Below are 26,983 nucleotides of genomic sequence, written 5' to 3' on the forward strand. Positions count from 1 at the left end.
TCACATTTAAAAGGTATCTATATAAGTTGAACTAATCATTTCAACTTATATAACCATCATGAGAGGGGATTTTCCTGGCCATGGCCGATCCGAAGTCCAAGAAAGAACAAAATTTGTTAAACCGAACATTGCTTCAACAAGGAACATACACGAATGATCCAATTGATCTGAATAACTGTGATAAAGAACCGATTCATATCCCCGGTTTTATTCAACCTCATGGTGTGCTTTTGGCCATCAATACCAGTCATACGCCAACCATTGTTCAGTGTAGCCAAAATACGGAGGACCATCTGGGTATTGCCTATGAGGACGTTTTGGGCATGCCTTTGGAAAATCTGATCGGAGAGGAAGCTGTACGCAAACTGTTGGGTAGTAGCTTCAATGCAGCTGTAACCTCTGATTTGCATTACATGGATCTGACCATTAACGTATCTGGTGAAGACCGGATATTCTCTTCTGTTCTTCATGAAAGTGAAGGTCTGCTTATTCTGGAGATCGAGCCTTTCTATGAAAAAGAAAACATGGAGACTACTGACTTTGAATGGATATCCCGATTCTTCGGTCGGATCAAAAGTACAGACAGTCGCGTGGAAGCAAGTCAGATTACGGCTGAACAGGTGAAGGAAATGCTCGGTTATGACCGAGTGATGATCTATGAGTTTGACGAGCAATGGAACGGTAAAGTTATTGCTGAAGCGCGTGAGCAGGAACTCGAACCCTTCCTGGGACACCACTATCCGGCTTCAGATATTCCAAAACAGGCTCGGGAATTGTATCTTCGCAACTGGCTGCGAACCATTGTGAATGTGAATTATAAACCCGTTGAGATTGTGCCTATGCTACAACCGCTCACAGGTAAACCGCTGAATTTGAGTCTTTCGGTCCTGCGTAGCGTGTCTCCTCTTCACATCGAATATTTGCATAATATGGGTGTAGGTGCGACGGTTACAATCTCGCTCATTCATAATAATCAACTGTGGGGACTCATTACCTGTCATCATTATTCGGCCAGATATGTTCCCCATCGTGTACGGAATTTGTGCAATTTTCTGGGGGCGTTCTTCTCGAATGAATTGTTCCAGCGTCAGCAGCTGGATAATTATCAATCGGAGATACTGTCACGTGAAGCCGCTTCACGGATTGCCAACATTTTTATCGGAAACACCAGTCCTGCCCGAGTTCTTGAGGAATTACAGGGAGAAGAAGAGACAGTATTGAATCTGATGGATGCTGCTGGAGCAGCAATCTGTTATCAGGACAAGCTGTTGTTATATGGTGAGACCCCGAACAGTGGACAGATTCGTGAACTGGCAGGTTGGCTTGCAGGAAAGGCTGAGGATTATAGTTATCATACGTCGAAACTGAGTTTAGAATATGAGACGTCCAAAGCTTATCAGGATAAGGCTTCTGGAGTTATTTATGTTGCCATTTCCCCTGGACAACATAACTATATGATCTGGTTCCGACCAGAGGTCGTTCAGGTTGTTGAATGGGCAGGTGATCCAGCCAAAGCGGTGCTTAAAACGGATGACGGCATGCGGTTGTCCCCTCGTAAATCATTTGAGAAATGGCGTGAAGTTGTAAAATCGACTTCTTATCCATGGACAATGAAAGAGCTGAGCGTATTACCTTTACTCAAAACCATTGTACGTCGGCAGACCGAGAATCAGTTGGTTCAGGCCGAAGAACAGGCCCTTCAGAATGCTCGCATTTTGCGACAAAATGAACAGCGTTATTTGCAGCTGATGGATTACTCGCCTGTGGCATTCTTTACTTTGACTGATGGTCAGATCATCTACTGTAACACGAAGGCTGCTGAGCTGCTTGGGTTCGAGAGTTCCAAAAACCTGACAGGTAAGGACTTCAGAGAATTTGTACCTGACAAAACAAGAGTCACGTTGCAACAGAATTTTGAAGAATTACAACACAATAACACAAGTTTGATTACCAGCCAGTCGTATTTTACCACAGCGGCAGGTACCTCATTGTTGCTTGAAATTACACTTGCTTCTGTTACGCATGCGGGCAAGCCATCTGTAATGGTACTACTACACAGTGGAGCGTCCCACCATGAACAGGACAATTACACCGAAACGACGAGCCAGCTGCAGAGTTATCTGACGACAGATCCGTTAACCGATATGCCGATTCAAGCGGTGTTCAGGTCGCAGCTTCAGGATGACTGGGATGACTGTTTACAGGAAAAATGCAGTCTGGGACTGCTCATTATAGATATTGATGATTTCCGCTCATATAATGCAGCTTATGGCCTCCAGGGAGGCGACCTGTGTCTGCAATGGATCGGTGAGGTGCTTACGGTTGTTAGCGAACAGCATAATGCTCTGATCTCACGCCTTCGCGGAGGTACATTTATGTTGAAATTGAAGAGCACAACCTCTGAGCATTCAGCGCAACTTGCGGAAGAGATTAGACAACATGTGTTGGCTCTGCAGATTCAAAGGGAATCATCAGGTCCAAGTGGCGTGGTAACGGTCAGTGTGGGGGGGGCAGTTCTGGTGCCTGATGAGCAATCCACTGTAGCTGATCTGATTGAAAATGCCAGTCAGGCGCTGGTCCAAGCCAAAAGTAAAGGAAAGAATCGGGCAATAGTCGTGTGAATACGCCTCTGCAACGTTCGTTTGGCAACCATATAATCATGTTTTGGAAAAGTGAAATAGACTTGTTGAAAAGAGGGCAGAGATGCCTTCTTTTTTTGATTCCAGGAATGTCTAAATTTCGTCACCGCAGACACAGGACAAGTGATATAATGATCCCTATGGATACACTTGTTCGTATTCTGTCTTGGAGGAGGGTGAGATAACGTTCTATGAAAGACAATTCAAGACAATTGGAATTTATGGAGATAGATCTGAGTGAAGAACCTGAAACAGCAGCGGTTCCGGTTCCTGATCGTTCAACCATTGTGCAGTCTGCACATAATACGATGCAGCATCGTGGAGGCATATTGTCCTCAGAGAAACGTTTTGTAGAGGAAGCAAAGCAGTGGGCGGAGATGGAGGGGGATGTATCCCCGTGGGTTCCCTTTATGAGTTACTGGCCAACGTATGGCGTGATGAACGAAGCCCAGCGCAAGTGGTATTTGTATTGGAGGAAGGAAGTTCGTCAGGGGTGTTACCCGGATACCGATCTATCCTATCTATTTGTTCATATCTACGAGCTGATTAACGGCATTGGCTGGCAGAATCCTCAGGATGGTTATGATCAATTAAAGCAGTTATGGGTGAACTACCGTGAACGGCTCCCTCAATTAAATATATATATGCAAGAATGGATGGTCGATTATGTGCTGGTCCATCAGATGGAGACGTCTTTATCCGAAGTCATGGACCTTTCAGGAGGATATTTGCCAGCAGAGATGCTGGATATGGAGCTGCAACGTATTTTACAGGATAAGGTATCGGATATCTCGCTGAATATGCTGCAAAGATACTATGATTACGATATTACACTTAGCAAGTTCTACAGAGATGGCGGCAAAGAGGTGATGGAGCAGTACATCCCGCGGGTCATGGCCTTGGTTGATTCGTACCTGGAACGTACGCCACAAGTTGGACTATTACCTGAGTTTGAACCCAACGATGAACGTACGGTGGAGCGCATCCTGTTTCGCAAAGCAGTCTATGATGATTCGATCTATGGAAGAGCGGTATCGTTCAGATATATGCCCATAGGTGAGCAGGCTGATTTTGTGCAGATGGTTACGCGGATTTACCGATGTACTGAAAATAAACTTCGTGAACTGCTCGGATTCAGAGGCCGATTGCGAGGGCAGACGCTTGAACCCGAACTTGCGAATCTGATTGAACGTTACCTGGACAAAGCATATGCGACCGAGCAGGCGGAGGCTGTGGAGCAACCGGTGATTCAGATTGATACGGAGAAATTGGCATCGTTACAGCAGGAAAGTGAGTATGTGCGTATGGCACTTACGATTGAGGAGGATCACCCTTCAGAAGTGAAGGATGATATCACTCCAACTGAAGGTTCCATGGAGCCGGCCCCATCCGTAGTAGAGATTGAAACAGGAGCGCCAGAAGAATTAATTAGGTTGCAGTGGGACGAGTCTGCTGAGGCGGATCTGGATGAAGAATGGCTGCTTTTTGTCAATGAACTATCCCCTCAGCAGGTGCAAGCGATTCACGCCCTTCTTGGTGAAAGCCCGGATATGGAACTGATGCATCTGGCTGAGAAATATGGCACGATGCCTACGCTTCTGCTGGATGAAATTAATGATGTAGCTATGGAAACGATCGGTGATCTTCTGATTGATGGTGATCGGATTGTTCCTGATTATATAGATGTGTTCGAACATGTGAAGAGGTGATACGCAGTGACAGAACTTAAAATACCAAAGCGGCTGACCACCGCACTTGTAAATTCATTGACAGCTGGTGTTGTCCCGCGAATTGGACTGGAGCAGATTGCCGTTGGCCGGAAACCGGAAGTTGAAGCTATTTTGCGGGATATGGACAATATCGCTGAGGGCGGCGCAGCTTTTAAACTCATTACGGGTCGTTACGGCAGCGGAAAAAGCTTTCTTTTGCAAATGATTCGTAACTATGCCATGGATCGCGATTTCGTTGTGGCAGATGCGGATCTGTCACCTGAGCGACGACTGGTGGGAACCAAAGGCCAGGGACTTGCGACATATCGCGAACTGATGACTCGTCTGTCTACACGCACACGCCCGGATGGGGGAGCGTTGGAGCCAATTTTGCAAAAATGGATCGCAGGGCTGCAACAATCCACGATGCAGAGTCAGAACCTGCGCCCGGATGATCCCGCTCTGCCGCTGGAAGTAGAGAAGCAGATCTATGCGGTGACGGGTGAGATGCAGAATCTGGTTCACGGCTTTGATTTTGCCAAGGTGTTAGCATCCTACTGGAACGGGTACAAGCTGGCTGATGATGATCGCAAACAGGCGGCACTTCGTTGGCTACGAGGAGAATTTTCAACCAAAACGGAAGCGAAAAAAGAACTGGCTGTTGGCGTCATTATCGACGATGACAACTGGTACGACTACTTCAAATTATGGTCTGAATTCACAGCGCGCATTGGTTACAAAGGATTGTTGTTGTTCATTGATGAAGCGGTGAATCTGTACAAAATTACAAACAGTGTCTCCCGTCAAAGCAACTATGAGAAATTGCTGACCATGTTCAATGATACGATGCAGGGCAAGGCAGAGCACCTCGGCATATTTGTAGGTGGTACGCCGCAATTTGTAGAGGATGAACGGCGCGGACTATACAGCTATGAAGCGCTTCGCTCCAGGCTTATTGATGGTCGTTATGCAACCAAAGCGTACGCGAATTATACAGGCCCAATCTTGAAACTGGCGATGTTATCGCATGAAGAGATTCTGATTCTACTCCAGAAGCTTCGGCAGATTCATGCCCTGCATTTTGGATACAGCGCGAGTCTGACGGATGAACAATTGGTTGATTTTATGCAAACGGCTGTGAACCGACTGGGTGCGGATGAATTGCTGACGACACGTGAAGTGGTCCGCGACTTTATGGATGTACTGCATACGCTCCACCAGAATCCCGAAGTGACTTATACTCAATTACTTGGTGAGCGGGCTGCCAAACCTCAGGAAACGGGTAAAGGGGCAGATCCTTCCGCAAATACGGATGATCTGGACGACTTTCTGGCGGAGTTTGAATTATGAGTGAGAATCCATTTTATCGGCTTGCGCCATTCGTTCAGGAATTTATATATAAAAAAAGATGGGAATCGCTTCGGCCTGCTCAGATTGAGGCCTGCAATATCTGCTTTCATACCCCGCATCATATGCTGATTGCGGCAGGCACAGCCTCCGGCAAGACGGAGGCGGCTTTTTTTCCTGCATTGACCGAGCTGCATGAACGGCCTTCCAAATCGGTTGGTATTTTGTACATTGGGCCTTTGAAAGCCCTGATTAATGACCAATTTGAACGTCTTAAGGATCTGCTATCCGAAGGCAACATTCCCGTTTGGCACTGGCATGGGGACGTTCCTCAGGCCGAGAAAACAAAACTGATGAAGAATCCGTCCGGTGTGCTTCAGATTACGCCAGAATCGCTGGAAGGTCTGCTCATGAATCGACCGAATGCGATCCCGGCGCTGTTTCATGATCTGCGGTACATCATCATCGATGAGGTACATGCCTTTATGGGAGCAGATCGGGGCATTCAAGTACTCAGCGAACTTGCCAGAATCGAGCGTATGGCTGGCTGTGCACCGCGAAGAGTGGGCTTATCCGCTACACTTAGTGACTATGATGCGGCCACATCTTGGCTTGCTGCGGGAACGCAGCAGGGGGTGGATGTGGTCTCTTCTCCAGGTGGTCGCAAGCTGCGACTGCGGGTAGAACATTTTTCTTTTCCAGATGCGCAGGACGAGGAGCAGGCGGAGCAGCTTCATAACGCACGTAAAGCGTACTACGACTTCATCTATGAGAGTACACATCGAAAAAAAGCGCTGATCTTCACCAACAGCCGTACCGATGCAGAAGTCACTATTCTTGAGATGCGGCGGGTCGCGGCTCGCAGGCAAGAGCGTGATGTGTTCCATGTGCACCATGGAAGTATCTCAGCCATGCTGAGGGAAGAGACGGAAGCTGCTCTACGCACCGGATCGGGACCCGCGGTTGCTGCGGCAACGGTCACGCTTGAACTGGGCATCGATCTGGGCGAGCTGGAACGTGTGGTTCAGCTCGGTGCACCGTATAGTGCGTCCAGCTTTGTACAACGTCTGGGACGTTCGGGGAGACGAGAAGATATGGCATCGGAGATGCTATTTGTATGTCCGGAGGAAGAGGATGAGGAAGCCCAATTGCCAGCACGTATGCCGTGGACGTTGATGCGTGCGATTGCTGTTATCGAACTATATGTAAAAACGAAGTGGGTCGAGCCGCTTGAAGCCCGCAAAATGCCCATAGGTGTGCTCTACCATCAGACGATGAGCATGTTGAAAAGCATGGGGGAGGCGGAGCCGAGAGATCTTGCAGAAGCCATCCTTTCGCTGGCTCCATTTGCGTTGATTAGACCTGATCAATATCAGGTATTTCTGAATTACCTTATCGATACAGATCATCTGCAATGGACAGAGGAGAGAACGTTGATCATCGGTCTGACTGGTGAGAAAATCGTGAATAATTATCGCTTCTACGCAGTGTTTAAGGACGATGAGGAACATAAGGTGCTGAACGGATCTGAAGAAATTGGATCGATTACAACCGTACCCCCTCCTGGCTATTGCTTCTCGCTGGCAGGCAAACTGTGGAAAGTGGAAGAGGTCGATCACAAACACAAGGCCGTGTATGTGAAGTCTGCGAAAGGTAAAGTAGATACGTTATGGCTTGGCGCGGGAGGAGATATTCATACGTCGGTGGTACAGAAAATGCGTGAAGTGTTGTCCGACTCGACCATCTATCCCTACCTGTCACCACAAGCCGTCAATCGACTTGAACGGGCACGCCGCCTCGCTCGAGAAAGCGGACTGTTGAAGCAAGTCGTCATTCCGGCAGGGGGAGATTCGATGTACGTTCTTCCTTGGGTTGGAAGTAAATCGTTCCGTACATTGGAGCGCTTGATGAAGCATAATCTGTCCAAGAAACTTGCCTTGCGTTCGGTTGTGCCCATGGAGCCATATTATTTTGTGGTGTCTGGCAAGGTCGATGAACGAACATTGTTAGCCGAGATCATGAGTGAGTGTCGGACGGCTGAAGACGCATCTGCGTTACTGGCTGAAGATGAAGCACCTTATCTGGGCAAGTATGATGAATTTGTGGCACCCCCTTTGATCCGTGAGGCTTTTGCCGTGGATGGACTGGATTTGGATGGATTGAAGGAAGGTTTACAGCAAACATTGGAGTGGGATTCCTCGAATACCAAACGGACATGACGTTTTTACGTAATAAATTTTTATACGGAATAGGGTTGACACCATCTCACCTCCCATGTAATATATGAAAAGTCGTCACACACGAATTACATCAAATTGCATATATCATTTCGTATAACCTTGCAGGCCGAAAGTGTACACAGGGCGAGGGTCTCTACGGGAAGCCTATACTTCCTAACTACGATGCCAAGGAATCAATGTATTCCTTGCTCGTAGTTAGGATTTTTTGCATTTAGATGGTGTCTGTGACCTTGGCATGAACCAAACATGCGGGCGTATTTTTCTTATCATCAGGAGGTTTATTCACAATGAAATATTATCTATCCGTTCTCGCGGGAGCGATGAGCTATGGCATATTATCCACGATTGTGGTTCTGGCGTACGGCGAAGGATATAAGCTTGGAGAGGTTGTGGGAACACAGCTGATTACGGGTTTTCTCTTATCCTGGATGCTGGCGCTGTACACACGGTTTAGAACCAAACGCAAGTCACAGGCAAACGGCAAAGCATCAGGAGCCGTGGCACAGGTATTCAAGCGGTTGACGTGGAAACAACGTCTGCTATTGATGGCTGCTGGAACACCGACGGTAATTACAGGGCTCGTGTACTATCAGTCTTTACGTTATATCCCGGCGTCACTTGCCATTATCCTGTTATTCCAATTCACATGGATTAGCGTATTGATTCAGGCGATAAGCAAACGTCAACGCCCAGATAAAGTCACGTTCCTGACGTTGATCATTTTGTTCGGCGGAACTTTGTTGGCAGCCGGTTTCCTGGAACAGGGACTGGGTGAGTTCAACGGTCTTGGTATTGCACTTGGATTAATGGCAGCTGTAAGTTATTCGCTGTTTGTATTGTTCAGCGGCAAAGCAGTTCCTTCAGCGCATCCAGCTTTCCGTAGTGCGTGGATGGTTACAGGCGGATTGATCCTGTTGTGCATTTTGTTCCCACCGACATTCCTCTTTAACGGATTGATCTGGAGTCAGTTGCTTGTATTTGGATTGCTGCTTGGATTCTTCGGGGCTTTCATTCCACCTGTATTGTTCGCTATCGGCGTTCCTCATATTGGTGGTGACATGGCCGGAATCCTGGGTGCTGTAGAGCTTCCAATTGCAGTTCTGTTATCCTCTATCGTGCTCCATGAGCATGTCAGCGGATTGCAATGGTTCGGGGTTATCATTGTGCTCATTGGTGTAGCCCTGCCAGAGTTGTACAAATTACGCATGAGACGAAGTCGCAGTCGCAGTAAACCGATCTATTCCTGATTCATTCGAATAGGAATATTGCGGAGCATGAACGGGAATACCCGTAGATAAGCCTGAGAAATCAGGCTTTTTTTAATGAAATATTCTAGATAAATTGAACTAAACATTTACACGAAACGGAGAGGACAGAAATAACCTGAAGAAGCGAAGCTAAAAGCTTTCTGAAAGAAAGCTGCATCGGAAGCATATACTGCGCCTTTATTCCCGGATTTTACCCTTTGAAAATGGAAATCAAAAAATCTGGGGATAACAGCGATCGGAAGGTTGTTCTGTCATCGGAGTGTCCAGTGTAAATATTCTTTAGTTCAATTTATATTGCTCAACACAATAGCCCAGAGGGGTCATTTTCATTGTCATGCGAATCAGGTATGCTTAAAGAATATATCCGTCTGGGGATTAATTATTGATGGGACATCGAATGAGGAGTGTTTATATGAAAAGCTGGTTTGGAAAAACATGGCCTTGGTTGACGCTGGGTCTGACCGTAGTAGTACTGCTTGGATCATTTTTGGTTTATTTTATGGGCAAAGACGTATCCCCCGGATCGGGAAGTGCGGTAACTGCACAAGCCGAGACAGCGGAGGATTTGAAGGGATATGAAGTCATTGATGTGGACGTGAGCAACGATGGCTTTGGACCAGACGTTATTGAGGTTAAAGCTGGCGTACCGACCAAAATCAACTTTATTCTGACCCGGTCGGTGACACATGTCAAATCGGTGGGATCACAAAAGCTTGGCATGGATTTATACATGCAAAAGGGCCCAAATTATTATACGGTCGATAAAGATCTACCGAAGGGTGAATACGAGATTCACTGCGGCATGTATATGATATACGCAACGATTAAGGTCGTATAAGCAGAAGGAGCAAGGTTTCGGGTCACCGAGCTTTGCTCCTTTTTTTGGTGCGTGATATCATGGGAAAGTGGGTAAAATCGATCAGGAGGTGGCGAAAATGAAAGCGCTATTTATTGGAGGGACAGGCACCATCAGTACGGCCATTACGGAGATGCTTGCACAGCAAGGCTGTGAACTTTATTTGATTAATCGCGGCAATCGGAACGATGAGTTGCCGGCAGAAGTCAACGTACTTCAAGCCGATATTAATGACGAGGCACGTGTAGCGGAACTGATTGCTGATCTGGAATTCGATGTTGTGGCAGACTTTATCGCCTTTGTACCGTCTCAATTGGAGAGAGATTACCGTTTGTTCAAGGATAAAACAAAGCAGTTTATTTTTATAAGTTCAGCATCGGCATATCAGACTCCTTTGGCTGATTACCGAATCACGGAAGGGACGCCATTATCGAATCCATACTGGGAGTATTCTCGCAACAAGATTGCGTGTGAAGACTATCTGACGAAACAATATCGAGAGCAAGGATTCCCCGTGACCATCGTGCGTCCGAGCCATACGTATGGCGACAAATCGGTACCTCTCGGTGTTCATGGTGCTCAAGGCAGTTGGCAGGTTCTCAAGCGTATCCGTGAAGGAAAACCCGTTATCATCCATGGAGATGGCACCTCACTGTGGACCATTACGCACAATACTGATTTTGCCAAAGGGTTTATCGGGCTGATGGGAAATATCCATGCCATTGGTGAATCGGTACATATCACCTCGGATGAATCCGTCACCTGGAATCAGATTCATGAGATTATAGCCGGCGTGTTGGGCGTTAAGCTTCATGCGGTACATGTACCCTCCGAGTTCTTGGCAGCATGCAGTGATCAGGATCTTCGCGGCGGATTGCTGGGTGACAAAGCCAATACCGTTGTGTTTGACAACAGTAAGTTGAAACGGCTTGTTCCGGAATTTGTAGCAACGACAAGGGCCGATCAGGGCATTCGAAGTACGATTGGGCACATTCTGGCGCATCCAGAATTACAGACTGAAGATCCGGAATTTGATGTGTGGTGTGACAGGGTCGTTGGCGCATTGGACGAGGCGTTACTGAAGATCAGAGATGAGAAATGAGAAGTAAGGCGTTCATGATCAACTGTTTACATTCATGAGCTGAATCGTTATAATCAAGAAAAAATGACACTTGTTAGGGGAGGCACCCCAACTTAGGACATCGTTCCTTTGTTGGGGTGCCTCCTTTTTTTGTGTGCCAAAAAGGAGAGTAGACGTTGAAGAAATCAGGAAAACGTGTGAAGAAACAAGCGGAACAGTTAACCAAAGTGGTATTGGCATTTGCGTTATTATCACCTCAAGCCCTTTTGCTTGAATGGGGCGCAACGACGGTAATGGCTGAAACGGTTGAAACGATTGGGGTTGTATCCGATACGTCCAGCATGAAGGCTGTACAGTCCTCCAAGGTGAAAGTAGAGATGAACAGTGATGGCAAATACAGAATTGTATTACTACCGAACACGAATGTATTTTACGGTGGTGATACAGGGAATGTATCTACGATTATCGACCACAATGGATCACCCGTGAACTTCAAAACATTGCCGCTTAATTATTACCGCATTAACAATAATGTGATTGAAATGTCCCGGCAAAAGGACAATGTCGAATATATTTTGCGTGTATCTATCGTCAATGCCACGTCACAGGGCGGTTACATGAAAGTGGAACTGGAAGCCATCAACCGCAGCGGATCGGCACTGAATTTAGGTGGAACATTTTATTGGGATACGATGGTGAATGGCAATGATGCTTCTCCGTTTGAAGTCATCGAGAATGGATGGCGCAATTATAGCGGCGGTGTTCAGGTCACGGCTTTTTATGCGAATACGTACAACGTTGTGAATGCAGATCGCATATACATGGGCCAGTACAGCAGTCCGGATAGCGCACAACTTACAGGGGGTTCTTCACCTTCGGCATTCACTCCAGGCCAGACCGTGACGGCGAGTGATACAGCTGCACAGTTCTGGTGGAATGCCAAGGCAACAGCGAACCAGGCTTCACGCAAATTTTCGACCATTGTGGGGATAGGCCCCAAAAATGTTCCGCCTTCATTTACACTAACTGCACCCTCTTCGGGTCAAACCTATTACAAAGGCGAGCAACTGCAGATATCCGGTACAACGCGAGACACGGATGTAGGCGACCTGTTGACCGTGAAATGGTCCATTGATGGTGGGTCCGAGAACATTCTGACCCAGATGACTGCAACGGGTTCGAATCAGTCTTTTAACACCAATTATACGTTGCCTGACACCCTGCCAGATGGCACGCACACATTGCAAGTATGGGTCATGGACGACAAAGGTGGGGTATCCTCGGCAGGAACCGTTAACTTTACGGCAAGGAGTTTTGTTGTGCCTGGAACGCCGACGTATACACTGGTTAACCCTAATAACTTGACGGTGAACTGGGATAAGAAGGCGAATGATGCATCCGTTACGTATGAACTGAAGAATATGACAACCAATCAGATCATGGATACAGGTGCGTCAAACAGTCGGCAGGTGACAGGGCTCACTCCGAATACGAGTTATTCTTTTGCTGTACGTGCCAAAAATTCAAGTGGTTCATTCACTGGGTACTCCAGTCCATCCACCAAATATACATTGGCCAATCCACCCGCTGCTGCGGCTGTGACACAATCAGGCAACTCTGTTACTGCGAGTTGGAATAATAATAGCAACCCTGCGGGCACCCATTACAAAACGGAAATACGCAGTCCAGCCGGGCAGGTCCTTGCATCAGGAACAACAACTTCCACACGTACAGAGTTTGCCCTGACCGGACTCGCGGACGGAAAATATGAAGTATTCGTGGCGGCCCTGAATGGCGAAGGGATACAGACCCCGTATATATCCGCTGGAGAGATGATTAAAGATACGACGGGTCCAACTGCTCCTTCCGTTACAGTCACTCCATCCATATGGACAAAGGAAGATGTTCTGGTCACGGTTGAAGAAGGAAAAGATGCTTTGAGCGGAACTCAGAAGACTGAAGTTAAAGTTGGTCCGGCAGGAGAATGGCGTGAATACAGTGCTCCGTTTACCGTAAGCAGCGAAGGCAACACAATTGTTATGGCACGCAGTATTGATGCGTTTGGTAATACAGGACAGGAAACGGCTGTGACAGCCAGGGTAGATCGGACGGCACCAACGCCACCTGTTATCTCGTTGAATCCGCCCGAATGGACAAAAGCGGCAGTAATTGTGACATTAACGGAAGGTACAGACGAAGCGAGTGGCATTGGTCTGACACAGTATAAGATTGGAAGCGAGGGAGAATGGATCGATTACAGGGCCCCTTTTACACTAAGCCAAGAAGGGATAACCGAGATTTATGCACGAAGTGTTGATCAGGCGGCCAATGTCAGTGCTTCCACTTCGGCAACAGCCAGAATCGATAAGACTGGGCCTGAGCAACCAACGATTACGTTAAGTGAAGAGGATTGGACGAATCAGGATGTAACTTTTGCAATAAACAGTGGTGAAGATGCAGGCAGTGGGCTTGCCAAGAGCCAATATCGACTTAACAAAGAAGGTCCCTGGATCGATTACACGGGCGAAGTAACGGTTACCGATGAGGGAGAAACGATCGTATATGCACGCTCACTTGACCGTGTAGGCAATGTAAGCACGCCTGCTCAGGCTACGGTTCGAATTGATACGACTGCTCCAACCGAGCCGGTAATTCGTTTGAGTTCTTCTGGATGGAGTAAAGAACATGTGCAATTCACGATCACTGGTAGTGTGGATGAACGAGCGATATCCTATGAATACAGCATGAATAATGCCCCGTATATGACAGGAAATACAGGTACAGTTAGTACAAACGGCGCTACCACCATTCAGGCGCGAGCAAGGGATGCCGTTGGTAATGTGAGCAAGGAAGTCAGTCGAATCGCCTATGTGGATCAGATGGCTCCAACGATTACATTGTTACCGAACGGACATGGCTGGACGGACACGGACATATCCACTACGATTCAGTATGCCGACGCCCACTCAGGAATTCAGGAACTGGAACGATTCTATCAGGTTACGAACAGTGCAGAACCACCGGAACATTGGCTTGAAGCTCGCTCTGACGAGCATAAAATATCCATTGAATCGGAAGGCATCTGGTACATCCATGCCAAGATCATAGACAGAGCCGGTAATACATATGAGACAACATCTTTACCTTACCAAATTCAACGAAAGCCCCAGCCGCCGAGTCATGTGAGAATGACTCAGATCGGTGAGACATCAGCTGAACTTGAAGTGGACTTACCTACGGGTGAAAAGTATACCGGTGGATATCAGTATGAGATAACGAATAAAACGACAGGACAGTCGTGGACACTGGACTACCCTAACCACAGTATGATCGATCACTCACTAAGCGGTGGTCAAGTCTATGAATATGAAGTTAGGGTGAGAAACCATACCGGAGTAAGTGATGCAGTAAGTGCTCAAGTATTAACTATCCCGGCAGCTCCCGGAACGTTGCAGGTTCGAAGAGTAGATTCCCAGCCGCATTTGGCCGAAATCCAATTTGATTCAGTACGGGGAGCAGATGCTTACCGCATCATCGCAGCGACTTCTGACGGAACTACCGTGTTTGATCAGACGGTATCTGATCCGAGTAGCCTTCCCTATGTCAGCAACCTCGTTCCAGGAACCATTCATCACATTTCGGTAACGGCAATGAATGAAAGTGGAGCAGGTGGTAGCAGTAGAACCGGATTCCTCACACTGCCGGCAATGCCCGGGGGATTTATAGCCGTTCAAATTCAGGAGCATGATATTTCATTAGAATGGGAGACAGTGACTTCTGCAACGTATTATGGTCTTTCACGTGATGGAGCAGCCATATATGAAGGAGAGCAGACGGAGTATCTGGAATCGGGTCTGGATAGCGGAACGGAGTACAGCTATAAGTTAATTGCAGGAAATGAGACAGGACCAGGGCCGTTGGCAGGTTTACCTTTGCTCAAGACGTTACCTGGACAGGTATCCGGCTTACAGATATCAGATGCTTCCACAGCGAGCCTTCGTCTGAATTGGGAAGCAGTACGAGGAGCCGATCGTTATGAGTTATGGTTGAATGGAGAGAAGTCGGGAACGGTTCCTGCCGGAACCCAAGAATGGGTCTTTGCGGGACTGAGTTCAGGAACATCTTATCAACTGGATGTACAAGCAGTGAACGGAAGTGGACAGGGGATACGCAGTTCGGTATCAGGATCAACACTACCGGAGAACCCGTGGGGACTTCGCGTTATTCAGGTAACTGAACAGGGAGCGATCTTGAGCTGGGAGCCTGTCGTTGGGGCAACGAAATATCGGGTGGTTATCGATGGACAGAGCCATGAGATATCAGATACACAACTCGCAGTTCACCATCTGTCAAGCAGTCGTGAATATACCTATGAAGTACAGGCAGGCAATGCTGCCGGGTACGGTGCATCCACCAGTAGTACAATTCTTACGCTACCTAGCAGGCCGGAAGGACTGAATGTCACATGGACAGGTGAAACAAGTATGGAATTTGCATGGCAAGCTGTAGAAACGGCGAATCTCTATATTGTGAAAATCAATGGCACAGAAGTGGACAGTACATCAGAACTTGCCTACACGGCTGAGGAATTGTTGCCAGGTACAGAGTACGTTTTGGAAGTTCAGGCTGTGAATGCTTCAGGATCAGGTGAACCAGCTCAGCTCATTCGATTGTCCAAACCGGTGTCGCCTGCCGAAGTACTCGTTGATCCAGGAGTTCATGGGGCAAAAGTTTCCTGGTCTGTCGTGGAGGGCGCGGCTGAATACGTGATTGAGAAGGGTGGCAAGGAGATCTATAGGGGAATGGAGAATGAAGCAACGATTACCGGTCTGAAGGATGGGACGTGGCATCATTATCAACTATGGGCGGTTAACAGACAGGGGACTCGTTCTGAAGCGAAGGATGTATCCTTGCTGACTATGCCTGAGAAACCTGTTGATGTTGCGATATATGATGTGGCAATAAACAGCCTTGGTCTGGATTTCAGCAACACAGGTGTTCAAGGGGCAGATCATTACGTCATTGAAAGGGATGGACGAGAAATCACTCAGATGGATTCGAGTAAGACCCTGTTCGTAGACAAGGACTTGTCGCCAGGAACAAAATACACTTACGTGATTCGGGCAGTTAATACGAGTGGAGCGGGGGCGCCGCTTACGTTCAGTATAATGACTCAAACGTTGCCATTGGTTGCAGAAAGTATCATGGTGAAAGCTGGAACACATGCGGTGGATCTGGCTTGGGATGTTGTAAAAGGAGCAGCTGCATATGAAATTCGCAATCCGGTAACGGGAGAGGTACAGAGCGTGTCTGAACCGTCTGTACATCTCAATAGTATGCTGGATGGCACAGCGTATGAATTCGAACTCGTTGCAATGAATGAAGATGGTCATCGGTCAGAGTCTATTCAGGTTCAAGTTTTAACGAAACCTATATCACCTCAGACGGCAGGTATAACACACATCACAGATCAGACAGCGGTACTGGACCTGACGGGAAGCTCCACACGGGGAGCAGATCAATTGATTATTATGCGGGATGGCGTTGAAGTTGCTAAGGTTCCAGCAGACCAAGCTTCATTTGAAGATCATGGACTGAGACCAGGAGATCATTACACATATACCATCAAAACCTCCAATGCTGCGGGGGAGAGTGATTCCGGTTTTGAAGTTTACTTGCGGACATTGCCTGCGACCATTAATGAACCTGTACATCCAAGCATGATCGGGGAAAAGGAGGGATTGATCTCCTGGCCAAAGGTACAGGGTGCGGAGGGTTATACCATACGTATTGGAGATCGGGATTTCAATACGATTGAAGATGGAGATATCACAGAGATGAGATTAACTCATCTGGAGAGTGCGACCCGATATGATCAGGTGCAGGTTATTCCTTATAATACGGCTGGTTCAGGAAGCCCCATGACTGTGACCGCTTTTTACACCCTGCCTCATGTGGATTTGCTGGAAATGAAGTTGTATCCGGAGACAGATCACGCCAAACTGGAATGGGACTTTCCTTATGTGAACGAAACATTCGTTGTATTGCTGGATGGTAATGAAGTATATAGAGGCAAACAAAAAGAGTTTATTGTTGATCAACTGGATGCAGGCAAACAGTACTCGATTGAAATCTACACGGAGAATGATCAGGGAGATGCATCGGAGAAGCTGGCGCACTCTGTCCTGACCAAGCCAGCAGCCCCTGTCAAAGTAGAGTATCTTTCAGCGAAAGACCGCATTCGTCTTCTATTGGAACAGAGTCGGGTTGTAGGTGCCGATCAGTTTATCATTGAGCGTGACGGTGTGGAGATTGCTCGTGTTCCAGTAGACGAACTGTTCTATGATGATGAGGGACTCGAACCAGGCGTGAACTATATTTATACGGTCAAGGCCATGAATGCCTCGGGCAGTAGTGACGGTGGTTACTATCTTTCTGCTGTGACCCTTCCTGGTAGCGTTACTTCTCCTCCTGTAGTAGAAGGTCGTTCAATGTATGGTGCAGATATTGTGTGGGAACTGATTCCTGGTGCTGCGGGTTATCGAGTTTATCGAAATGAAGAGCTTGTGGGATCGACAACGGAGACATCCATACATGTGTCTGATTTGAACAGTGCCGAGCATTATCCTGACTTCATCATCATTCCATTCAATGAGGCAGGTGAGGGTGAAGCACTTCAAGTACCGGAATTCGAGACGCTACCTTCCGAGGAACTGACAGTAGCAGCCGTAGCGCAAGGTACGAACACGATTAAGCTAACTTGGGAACTGGAATCCATGAATGAAGTGATTGTGATCACCCATAAAGATCGTGAAATTTACCGTGGCACGCAGCGAAGTTATGTCTGGACAGGACTGAATGCGGAGCAACATTATGAGGTGGACGTATGGACGGAAAATTCAGCGGGTGAAAGAAGTGAAAGCAAACGGGCAGCAGCCAGGACTTTTCCGTATCCAACATCCGCCTGGAGTGGTAGTGGTACAGCTTCAAATCCAGCAGATCCTTCAGTAAAAGCGGATGAGGTGAGTTCACAACCTGAACCCTCGGAGCAAACAGATGTACCTTTGAAAAAAAATATCAAATTTATCGATATCAGCCAGACATTCAATAAAGACCAGATCACCTGGCTGGCAGAACAGAATATCATTCAAGGTGTAAGCGAAACCCGCTTCGAGCCACGTCGTCCGATCACGCGTGCAGAGTTCACCGCACTAATCGTGCGTTTGATGGGTGTGGACACAACGGACAATGGACAGCATGGCTTTCAGGATGTAAATGACGAAGATTGGTTTGCTCCTGAGATCAAGGCAGCAGTTCATCATGAGATGGTTCAAGGTATGGGGAATGGAAAATTCGCTCCGCATGCGCTAGTGACACGTGAACAGGCATCCAAGATTATAGCGAACGTTGTCCGTAAAATCAGACCGGAAAGGGTGACTTCACCAAGAGCGTTTACCGACCAGACTGATGTATCCGATTGGGCCAAAGAAGAAGTAGAAGAGCTTGCAGGCTTGTACATGATTACAGGGTACGAGGACGGCAGCTTCCGCCCCATGCAGCACTTAAGCAGATCCGAAGCTGCAGCGCTGATCTTCCGCTTAAATAAGCTGATGCAAGTCATTACCGCTTGATTGGTTTTTAATGCTATAATGGTTGCCAATATGATAAAAAAGGGTAATGAACAATGGTGATGAATAATGAATAATAAATTTATCCGGATATATGAAGATATTGCAGATCGTATTCGGACTGGAGAGATTGAGGCAGGTACGCTACTTCAATCGGAACTGGATCTATCGGAAAGTTATCAAACGTCCCGAGAGACCATTCGCAAAGCGCTGAAAATGTTGTACGAAGAAGGTTATATTCAGAAGATTCAAGGCAAGGGCTCGATTGTACTGGACATTCGCAAGATCGATTTTCCCATCTCAGGTCTGGTTAGTTTCAAGGAATTAGCCAAAAAGATGGGGCATCGGGCTCAAACGTATGTGAAGGTTTTCGAGGAGCAACAAGTGGATCAGGCGTTGCACAAAAAAATTAACTTTGGTCTAAGTGAACAGGTCTGGGAGATCAGACGTGTGCGCAAAGTGGATGGAGAGCACGTCATTCTGGACAAAGATTACATCAGTCAGCGGCTTGTTCCTGGGCTCAGCAAAGAAATCTGTAATGATTCCATCTATCAGTACATTGAGCAAGAGCTGGGGCTTTCCATTTCGTTTGCCAAGAAAGAGATTTTGGTGGAAGAACCCACCGCTGAGGACAGGGAATTACTTGACCTTGAAGGTTTCCACAATGTGGTTGTGGTAAGGAGCCAAGTTTACCTGGAGGATGCCAGTCAATTTCAGTATACGGAGTCGAGGCATCGACCGGACAAGTTCAGATTTGTGGATTTTGCACGCCGTAGATAAGCTAATCAAGATCGATCAGAGAGTACCTTTCACTGCATTATTTGGGTGGATCGGTACTCTCTTTGGTTATGCGGGAAATCCGAAGATCGTCCATCAAGAACCGCTTAATGTCAATGTTCTTCCTTCATGCTGGAGCGTATGATCACAATATACACGAGGCCGAGGGGTGAATGAATTGAATCACATGACAGCGAAATCAAATGTTCGCATATGGGAAGAAACCAGAGATATTCCAACCTATGGTACAGGTAAACCGGACAAAAATCCGATGTTTCTTGAAAAGCGAATCTATCAGGGCAGTTCGGGTAAGGTGTACCCGCATCCTGTGATCGACAGCATTGAAGATGAGGCCAATATGAAGTCGTATCGATTAATTATTCTCGAAAATGAATACGTTCGTATCGAGATGATGCCCGAACTGGGCGGACGTATCTATCGTGCGCTAGATCGGACCAACGACTACGATTTTGTATATTATAACCGGGTCATTAAACCTGCACTTGTGGGTCTGGCAGGGCCATGGATTTCCGGAGGAATTGAATTCAACTGGCCACAGCATCATCGGCCCAACACGTATGGCCCAGTCGACTATACATTTGGCAGTAACGAAGATGGGAGCGCTACCGTGTGGGTGGGTGAGATTGATCGCATGTATGGGACTAAAATGACTGCGGGCTTCACATTACATCCTGGCAAAGCCTATCTTGAAATCCATGCCGAGGTATATAATCGCACCAACACACCTCAAACTTTTCTATGGTGGGCCAATCCAGCTGTAGCCGTCAATGATCACACGCAATCTGTGTTTCCACCTGATGTAACGGCTGTATTGGATCATGGTAAACGGGATGTATCCCGGTTTCCGATCGCAACCGGAACCTATTACAAGATGGACTATTCCGAAGGTGTGGATATCTCGCGATACAAAAACATACCGGTTCCAACATCCTACATGGCTTATAAGTCGGATTATAATTTCGTAGGCGGTTATGACCACGGAGTGCAGGCAGGTTTGTTGCATGTAGCCAATCACCATATCTCACCCGGAAAGAAACAATGGACCTGGGGGAACGGGGAATTCGGGCAAGCCTGGGATCGTCAGTTAACGGACGAGGATGGACCATATATTGAATTAATGACCGGGATCTATACCGATAATCAGCCTGATTTTACGTGGTTACAGCCCTATGAAGCGAAATCATTTTCGCAGTATTTTATGCCGTATAAAGGAATTGGCATGGTCAAAAATGCAACGATTGATGCTGCGGTTAATCTGGAAATGGACGAAACGACCGGAGCGGTAACCGTGATGGTATATGCGACGTCGGTTTTTGAACAAGTGACCGTTGAAGTGATAGGATCAACCACGGTATATCTCCATGAGAGATGTAATATCTCACCTATGGAACTATATAAATCTTCATTCCCGTGGAGCGGACAAGATGAATGGCATCAGTTGAAGTTAAGTGTTCGAACTGCGGAAGGAAGAGTACTTGTGACCTATCAGCCTGAAAGATCTGAGATTCAAGAAGTTCCAGATCCGGCCACACCACTCCCACTACCATCGGAGATTCGTACCAATGAACAACTGTATCTCGCGGGTCTTCATCTGGAGCAATATCGGCATGCCACGTATGAACCGGAACCTTATTATCTGGAAGGCCTGAAGCGTGATGCAACGGATATACGTCTAAACATTGCGTATGGTACATTGCTGCTGCGTAGAGGACTGTTTCAAGATGCGGAGAATCATTTCAGACAGGCCGTTCAATCGCTGACGTGGAAAAATACGAATCCGTATGATAGTGAAGCATTTTACCAACTCGGTCTGAGTTTGAAACTACAGGGGAAACAGGAAGAATCCTATGTAGCTCTCTATAAAGCCGTATGGTCTGCACAGTATCAGGATACGGGTTATTTCAAGCTTGCTCAGATCGATACGGGTCAACATCGGTACATCGAAGCGTTGGATCACATCGAACGTTCGCTGATTCGTAACACCAGAAACTACAAGGCTCGTCATCTGAAGGTGGCACTGCTGCGTAGATTGGGTCAAGATAAACAGGCGATCCAATTTGCGCGTGAGACATTGGCACTGGACCCGGTTGAATTTGGAGCTGCACATGAATTAGTCCTGATCTATAGCGGAGCGATTACACCTTCAGAGAGAGTACAAGCGGAGCAAACACGTGAGCATTTCCTTCGTCTGATGCGAGGAAACGTTCATAATTATCTGAATCTAGCCGCGGATTATGCCGAGAGTGGATTGTGGGAAGAAGCACTGACGGTACTCTCCTATGTTGAATCCGAAATTACACAGTCGTATCCCATGGTTGGTTATGCGCAGGCTTACTTGTATCGTCAGTTGGGGGATACGGAACAGGCCCGAGAATATCAAAAGCAGGGGAAAACTGCTCCAACCGATTATTGTTTTCCTAACACGCTATTTGAATTCCTGGTACTTCAGGATGTATTGGCAGTGGATTCGAATGATGCGCGTGCTCACTATTACCTGGGAAATTGGTTATATGATCATAAACGCTACGAAGAAGCGATCACTCATTGGGAAACTTCGCGTGAGGCGGATGCTGCATATTCGACTGTACATCGGAATCTGGGACTGGCTTATTATAACAAGCTGAATCGGCCCGATCTTGCACTGGTATCATTAGAGGAAGCTTTCCGGTTGGATTCACATGATGCCCGAATATTCTACGAGTTGGATCAATTGCGCAAGAAGATCGGGTATTCTTGTGAGCGTCGAATCAAAATGCTGGAACAACATATGGAGTTGGTTCATCACCGTGATGATCTGTATATCGAGTGGGTGACTCTATTAAATATGCAGGGTAGTCATCAGGAAGCATGGGATGCTCTTCAGGCACGGCGGTTTCATCCCTGGGAGGGTGGAGAAGGCAAAGTTACAGGACAATATGTTACTGCACTGACGGAACTGGCGAAGCAAAATCTGGAGAAACAACAACCTGAACTAGCATTTGAGCTGTTGCAGAAGGCTTTGGTTTACCCGGAGAACTTGGGTGAAGGTAAGCTAGAGGGAGCCGGAGACAATCCAGTTTACTTTTATCTGGGCTGTGTCTACCAGCAACTGAAGAATAATCAAGCTGCAGAGGAAAGTTTCCACAGAGCATCCATCGGTCTGAACGAACCGGCAAGCGCGATGTTCTATAATGATCAACCGCCTGAATCGATCTATTATCAGGGACTGGCCTGGCAGAAGCTTGGCAATACGAAGGAAGCAAACAGACGCTTTAACAAACTGATTGATTATGCCGAAAGACATATGCAAGATCATATCCGAATGGATTACTTTGCGGTCTCTCTGCCCGATTTCCTAGTGTTTGACGACGATCTAGATCAGCGAAATGAAGAACATTGCCGGTATATGCGGGCATTGGGTCTTCTGGGGCTGGGTCGGACGAGTGAAGCCAAACTTGAGTTGGAGCGGGTACTGGAGAAAAACCCGAATCATCAAGGGGCAATCGTCCATCGATAATTGATAATCTATTAGTCATCTGTATATACAAAATGAAATACTCATATGCACATGTGTGGAGCAACCGGAATGAGATTAATTATGAAGGACACGTTGCAGCAGCACATATTCATCATCAGATGTTAACCGACCATATTCACTATGGGCATAGCTGGATCATCATGCGCTTAGTCTGTCCATAACGCCAATTCGAAGAGGAACGATAGAGAGATATGTTAATCAGGCTTATGTAGAGCGCTTTGAGGGTATGGAGATTGGGAAATTCAATCAGATTCGAGTGATACCTCATTACCGGATTGGGTTGGTAATGGCGGGAGTTAGGAAGTCACTCAGTCGGAATGAAGAGATAAACGACAGTTAACGGGTGCTTATTCTACAGAAGGTTCTTTCTCCGAACGATTATGAGGAGAAAGAACCTTTTTTGCTGTGTGATGTAAAAACAAATGATTCCTAATCATGGTAAAAACATCTTGACTGGTAAGCGTTTTCATTTTATTATAACTTCATAACCTTATCGATAAAGTATATTTTAGTTTAATGACATAAATAAATAAGGTTATTATTGATTTTTCTAACTACCATAAAAACTTCGATTACCAACGATTTTAGTTAACTTATTGCCTGGAGCAGGGTTAATTGAAATAAAAAAAAAAATACAGGAGGTTCCAAACGAATGGTTAATCTGAAAAAGTGTACAATCTTCACGGTTATTGCTACTCTCATGTTCATGGTACTGGGGAGTGCAGCCCCCAAAGCATCTGCTGCCACAGGATTTTATGTAAGCGGTAACAAGTTATACGATTCCACAGGTAAAGCTTTTGTCATGAGAGGTGTTAATCACGGACATTCCTGGTTCAAAAATGATCTGAATACCGCTATCCCTGCAATCGCCAAAACAGGTGCCAATACGGTACGCATTGTTCTTTCAAATGGTAGCCTGTACACCAAAGATGATCTGAACGCTGTTAAAAATATTATTAATGTAGTTAACCAAAATAAAATGATTGCTGTACTCGAGGTTCATGACGCCACAGGGAAAGATGACTATAATTCGTTGGATGCGGCGGTGAACTACTGGATTAGCATTAAGGAAGCTTTGATTGGCAAAGAAGATCGGGTAATCGTCAACATCGCCAATGAATGGTATGGAACGTGGAATGGAAGCGCGTGGGCTGATGGCTACAAAAAAGCCATTCCGAAATTAAGAAACGCGGGAATCAAAAATACGCTAATTGTGGATGCAGCAGGATGGGGACAATTCCCCCAATCCATCGTCGATTATGGACAAAGTGTATTCGCAGCCGACTCACAGAAAAATACCGTGTTCTCCATTCATATGTATGAGTATGCTGGCAAAGATGCTGCAACCGTCAAAGCCAATATGGAGAATGTGCTGAACAAAGGATTGGCTCTGATCATTGGTGAGTTCGGGGGATACCACACAAATGGTGATGTGGATGAGTATGCCATTATGAGATATGGTCAGGAAAAAGGGGTAGGCTGGCTTGCCTGGTCCTGGTACGGAAATAGTTCCAATCTGAACTATCTGGACATGGCTACAGGTCCGAACGGAAGCTTAACCAGCTTTGGCAACACCGTAGTGAATGATACCTATGGTATTAAAAACACTTCCCAAAAAGCGGGGATTTTCTAATCCGCTGATGAAATAGGAACACTCTGACGTTCACGTCAGGGTGTTTTTTTAATAAAAGTGCTTAATCCATATTAATTTTTGAATTTTTCCGTTTATATTTAAAATCTTTTGTTTTCAAAACAAAACAAAGATGATAAACTCGGATTAGGAATAAAACAAACATTATCGGAGGGAAACGAATGGTACAGAGTTTATGGAATGCATCGCAGGCATCTGAGAAAACAACAGGACTGGAGCAATTGGTTTACCGATCCAACCTGATTGGAACCGATCGCAGTGTATGTAACATTTTCGGTGGAAATACGTCTACCAAAACGACAGTGAAGGATTTTCGTGGTCGTGATGTAGAAGTAATGTATGTGAAAGGCAGCGGATCCGATCTGGGTTCCATGGAAGCGAAGCATTTTACCGGACTTGGGCTAGAGGACATTCGACCATTAATTGAACGTGAATCCATGTCGGATGAAGAGATGGTTGAATATCTGGGACATTGCATGATTGATGCCAAGAACCCGCGTGCCTCCATCGAGACTCTTCTGCATGCGTTCCTTCCATATAAGCATGTGGATCATACGCACCCGGATGCGATTATCAGTCTGTGTTGTGCGCATAACGGTAAGGAATTGGCGAGGGAGATTTACGGTGATCGTTTTGTATGGGTACCATATGTACGTCCTGGGTTTACGTTATCTAAAATGATTGCTGAAAGCGTATTCTCGAATCCAAATGCGGAACTCGTACTGATGGAAAAACACGGGCTCGTGACTTGGGGAGAAACATCCGAAGAATGTTACGCTCAAACGATCAAGATTATTAATGAAGCGGAAGCATTCATCGAAGCACGGGTCGACGAAGGAAGCTTGTTCGGTGGTGTGAAGCACCCGGCACTAGCAGCAGATGTTCGTCGTCAGATCGTATCACACGTGATGCCAACGATTCGTGGAGCAGTATCGGATAGCAAAAAAATGATATTGTCCTTTGATGATCAGGAGGATGTGCTTGCTTTTGTGGGCGGAGCGGATTCTCCGCAATTGTCTCAGGTGGGTGCGGCTTGCCCGGATCATCTGGTACATACCAAAGTGGTACCTCTGTTTATTGATTGGACGCCAGATGCGGATGACATTGAGGGCTTAAAAGCGAAACTGGTGGAAGGCGTGGCAGCCTACAAAGAGCAATATCAGCAGTATTTTGAAAGCAACAAAAACGAAGGTGACGTCATGTTCGAAGCGGCTCCTCGCGTTATCCTGATTCCTGGTGTGGGCATGATCAACACAGGCAAGAGCTGGGCACTTTCCCAAGTAAGCGGTGCATTGTATCACAGAGCCATTGCCGTTATGCGTGGAGCCACTAGCCTGGGTCAATTCGTATCGCTCAGTGCAAACGAATCTTACAATGTGGAGTACTGGCCGCTGGAATTGTACAAATTATCTCTGGCTCCCGCAGAAACCGAATTCTCCCGCAAAGTGGCATTTATCACAGGTGGAGCAGGCGGGATCGGAAGTGAAACAGCACGTAGATTGGTATCTGAAGGCGCTCATGTCGTGCTCGCTGATCTCAACCTGGAGGGCGCACAGAAGGTAGCGCAGGAGATCAATGATCAGTACGGTGCGAATCGTGCCTATGCGCTGAAAATGGACGTAACCGATGAGGAAGCCGTTCAATCTGCGTATGCAGATGTTGCAGTGCAATATGGCGGAGTGGATATCATCGTGAACAATGCCGGATTGGCGACATCCAGCCCATTTGACGAAACGTCCCTGAAAGAATGGAACCTGAACATGAATGTACTGGGTACAGGGTATTTCCTTGTGGCTCGCGAAGCCTTCAAGCTGATGAAACAGCAGGGTATTGGTGGAAGCATGGTATTTATCGGGTCCAAAAACTCGGTGTATGCGGGTAAAAGTGCCTCTGCTTACAGCTCAGCGAAAGCGCTGGAAGCTCATCTCGCACGTTGTATTGCAGCAGAAGGCGGGGAGTATGGCATTCGTGTCAATACGATTCTTCCAGACGCAATTCTACAAGGGTCAGCGATCTGGAACGGTTCTTGGAGAAACGAACGTGCAGCGGCATACGGCATTGAACCAGATCAACTGGAAGAGTATTACCGCAAACGGACGACATTGCTCGTGAATATCTATCCAAGAGATATTGCGGAAGGGATCGCATTCTTTGCTTCTTCGAAATCCGAAAAAACAACCGGTTGCATGATGACCATTGATGGCGGTGTACCGGCAGCATTTACACGTTAAATAGGAGGGTTCTTGCGG

At 46.8% G+C, this 26,983-nt stretch carries 12 protein-coding genes; all 12 read left to right on the forward strand.

The window, feature by feature from the left end:
* Window positions 1–80 precede the first annotated feature (80 nt).
* The 12 genes from OM416_RS24070 (at window position 81) to OM416_RS24125 (ending at window position 26,965) form a co-directional block, all read left to right on the forward strand.
* Window positions 81–2,621 carry a diguanylate cyclase domain-containing protein gene (locus OM416_RS24070; RefSeq protein WP_264933772.1) on the forward strand — a complete coding sequence of 847 codons (2,541 nt, stop codon included), beginning with the start codon at window positions 81–83 and terminating at the stop codon, window positions 2,619–2,621.
* Window positions 2,622–2,830: 209 nt separating this feature from the next.
* The gene (locus OM416_RS24075) at window positions 2,831–4,348 is read left to right on the forward strand and encodes a TerB N-terminal domain-containing protein (RefSeq protein ID WP_264933774.1); all 1,518 of its coding nucleotides are present in this window, start codon (window positions 2,831–2,833) and stop codon (window positions 4,346–4,348) included.
* A 6-nt stretch (window positions 4,349–4,354) separates the two neighbouring features.
* Window positions 4,355–5,698 (forward strand): ATP-binding protein, encoded by a 1,344-nt coding sequence (locus OM416_RS24080; protein WP_264933776.1) that lies wholly within the window; start codon window positions 4,355–4,357, stop codon window positions 5,696–5,698.
* Window positions 5,695–7,914 carry a DEAD/DEAH box helicase gene (locus OM416_RS24085; protein ID WP_264933778.1) on the forward strand — a complete coding sequence of 740 codons (2,220 nt, stop codon included), beginning with the start codon at window positions 5,695–5,697 and terminating at the stop codon, window positions 7,912–7,914. The genes OM416_RS24080 and OM416_RS24085 overlap by 4 nt, the downstream gene beginning before the upstream one ends.
* Before the next feature lie 308 nt (window positions 7,915–8,222).
* Window positions 8,223–9,182, forward strand: a complete 960-nt coding sequence (locus OM416_RS24090; protein ID WP_264933780.1) for an EamA family transporter — start codon at window positions 8,223–8,225, stop codon at window positions 9,180–9,182.
* Window positions 9,183–9,615: 433 nt separating this feature from the next.
* A complete protein-coding gene (locus tag OM416_RS24095) occupies window positions 9,616–10,041 on the forward strand; it encodes a cupredoxin domain-containing protein (protein WP_074094860.1) in 426 nt (141 codons plus the stop codon).
* A gap of 97 nt (window positions 10,042–10,138) precedes the next feature.
* Window positions 10,139–11,161: an SDR family oxidoreductase gene (locus tag OM416_RS24100; RefSeq protein WP_264933784.1), complete on the forward strand. Its 1,023-nt coding sequence runs from the start codon at window positions 10,139–10,141 to the stop codon at window positions 11,159–11,161.
* Window positions 11,162–11,316: 155 nt separating this feature from the next.
* Window positions 11,317–18,771: a fibronectin type III domain-containing protein gene (locus OM416_RS24105; RefSeq protein ID WP_264933786.1), complete on the forward strand. Its 7,455-nt coding sequence runs from the start codon at window positions 11,317–11,319 to the stop codon at window positions 18,769–18,771.
* 66 nt (window positions 18,772–18,837) lie between these two features.
* On the forward strand, window positions 18,838–19,548 hold the full coding sequence (treR, locus tag OM416_RS24110) for a trehalose operon repressor (RefSeq protein ID WP_264933788.1): 711 nt from the start codon (window positions 18,838–18,840) through the stop codon (window positions 19,546–19,548).
* A 184-nt stretch (window positions 19,549–19,732) separates the two neighbouring features.
* Window positions 19,733–23,062: a DUF5107 domain-containing protein gene (locus OM416_RS24115; RefSeq protein ID WP_264934037.1), complete on the forward strand. Its 3,330-nt coding sequence runs from the start codon at window positions 19,733–19,735 to the stop codon at window positions 23,060–23,062.
* Between the two features lie 721 nt (window positions 23,063–23,783).
* A complete protein-coding gene (locus OM416_RS24120; protein ID WP_413775825.1) occupies window positions 23,784–24,716 on the forward strand; it encodes a glycoside hydrolase family 5 protein in 933 nt (310 codons plus the stop codon).
* A gap of 179 nt (window positions 24,717–24,895) precedes the next feature.
* The gene (locus OM416_RS24125) at window positions 24,896–26,965 is read left to right on the forward strand and encodes a bifunctional aldolase/short-chain dehydrogenase (RefSeq protein WP_264933792.1); all 2,070 of its coding nucleotides are present in this window, start codon (window positions 24,896–24,898) and stop codon (window positions 26,963–26,965) included.
* The last annotated feature ends 18 nt before the right edge of the window (window positions 26,966–26,983 follow it).

The sequence above is a fragment of the Paenibacillus sp. LS1 genome (assembly GCF_026013365.1).
GTDB lineage: Bacteria > Bacillota > Bacilli > Paenibacillales > Paenibacillaceae > Paenibacillus.

Coding starts and splice junctions, on each gene's coding strand:
- OM416_RS24070 (WP_264933772.1), top strand. CDS start 81: ATGGCCGATCCGAAGTCCAAGAAAGAACAAAATTTGTTAAACCGAACA.
- OM416_RS24075 (WP_264933774.1), top strand. CDS start 2,831: ATGAAAGACAATTCAAGACAATTGGAATTTATGGAGATAGATCTGAGT.
- OM416_RS24085 (WP_264933778.1), top strand. CDS start 5,695: ATGAGTGAGAATCCATTTTATCGGCTTGCGCCATTCGTTCAGGAATTT.
- OM416_RS24090 (WP_264933780.1), top strand. CDS start 8,223: ATGAAATATTATCTATCCGTTCTCGCGGGAGCGATGAGCTATGGCATA.
- OM416_RS24095 (WP_074094860.1), top strand. CDS start 9,616: ATGAAAAGCTGGTTTGGAAAAACATGGCCTTGGTTGACGCTGGGTCTG.
- OM416_RS24100 (WP_264933784.1), top strand. CDS start 10,139: ATGAAAGCGCTATTTATTGGAGGGACAGGCACCATCAGTACGGCCATT.
- treR (WP_264933788.1), top strand. CDS start 18,838: ATGAATAATAAATTTATCCGGATATATGAAGATATTGCAGATCGTATT.
- OM416_RS24115 (WP_264934037.1), top strand. CDS start 19,733: ATGACAGCGAAATCAAATGTTCGCATATGGGAAGAAACCAGAGATATT.
- OM416_RS24120 (WP_413775825.1), top strand. CDS start 23,784: ATGTTCATGGTACTGGGGAGTGCAGCCCCCAAAGCATCTGCTGCCACA.
- OM416_RS24125 (WP_264933792.1), top strand. CDS start 24,896: ATGGTACAGAGTTTATGGAATGCATCGCAGGCATCTGAGAAAACAACA.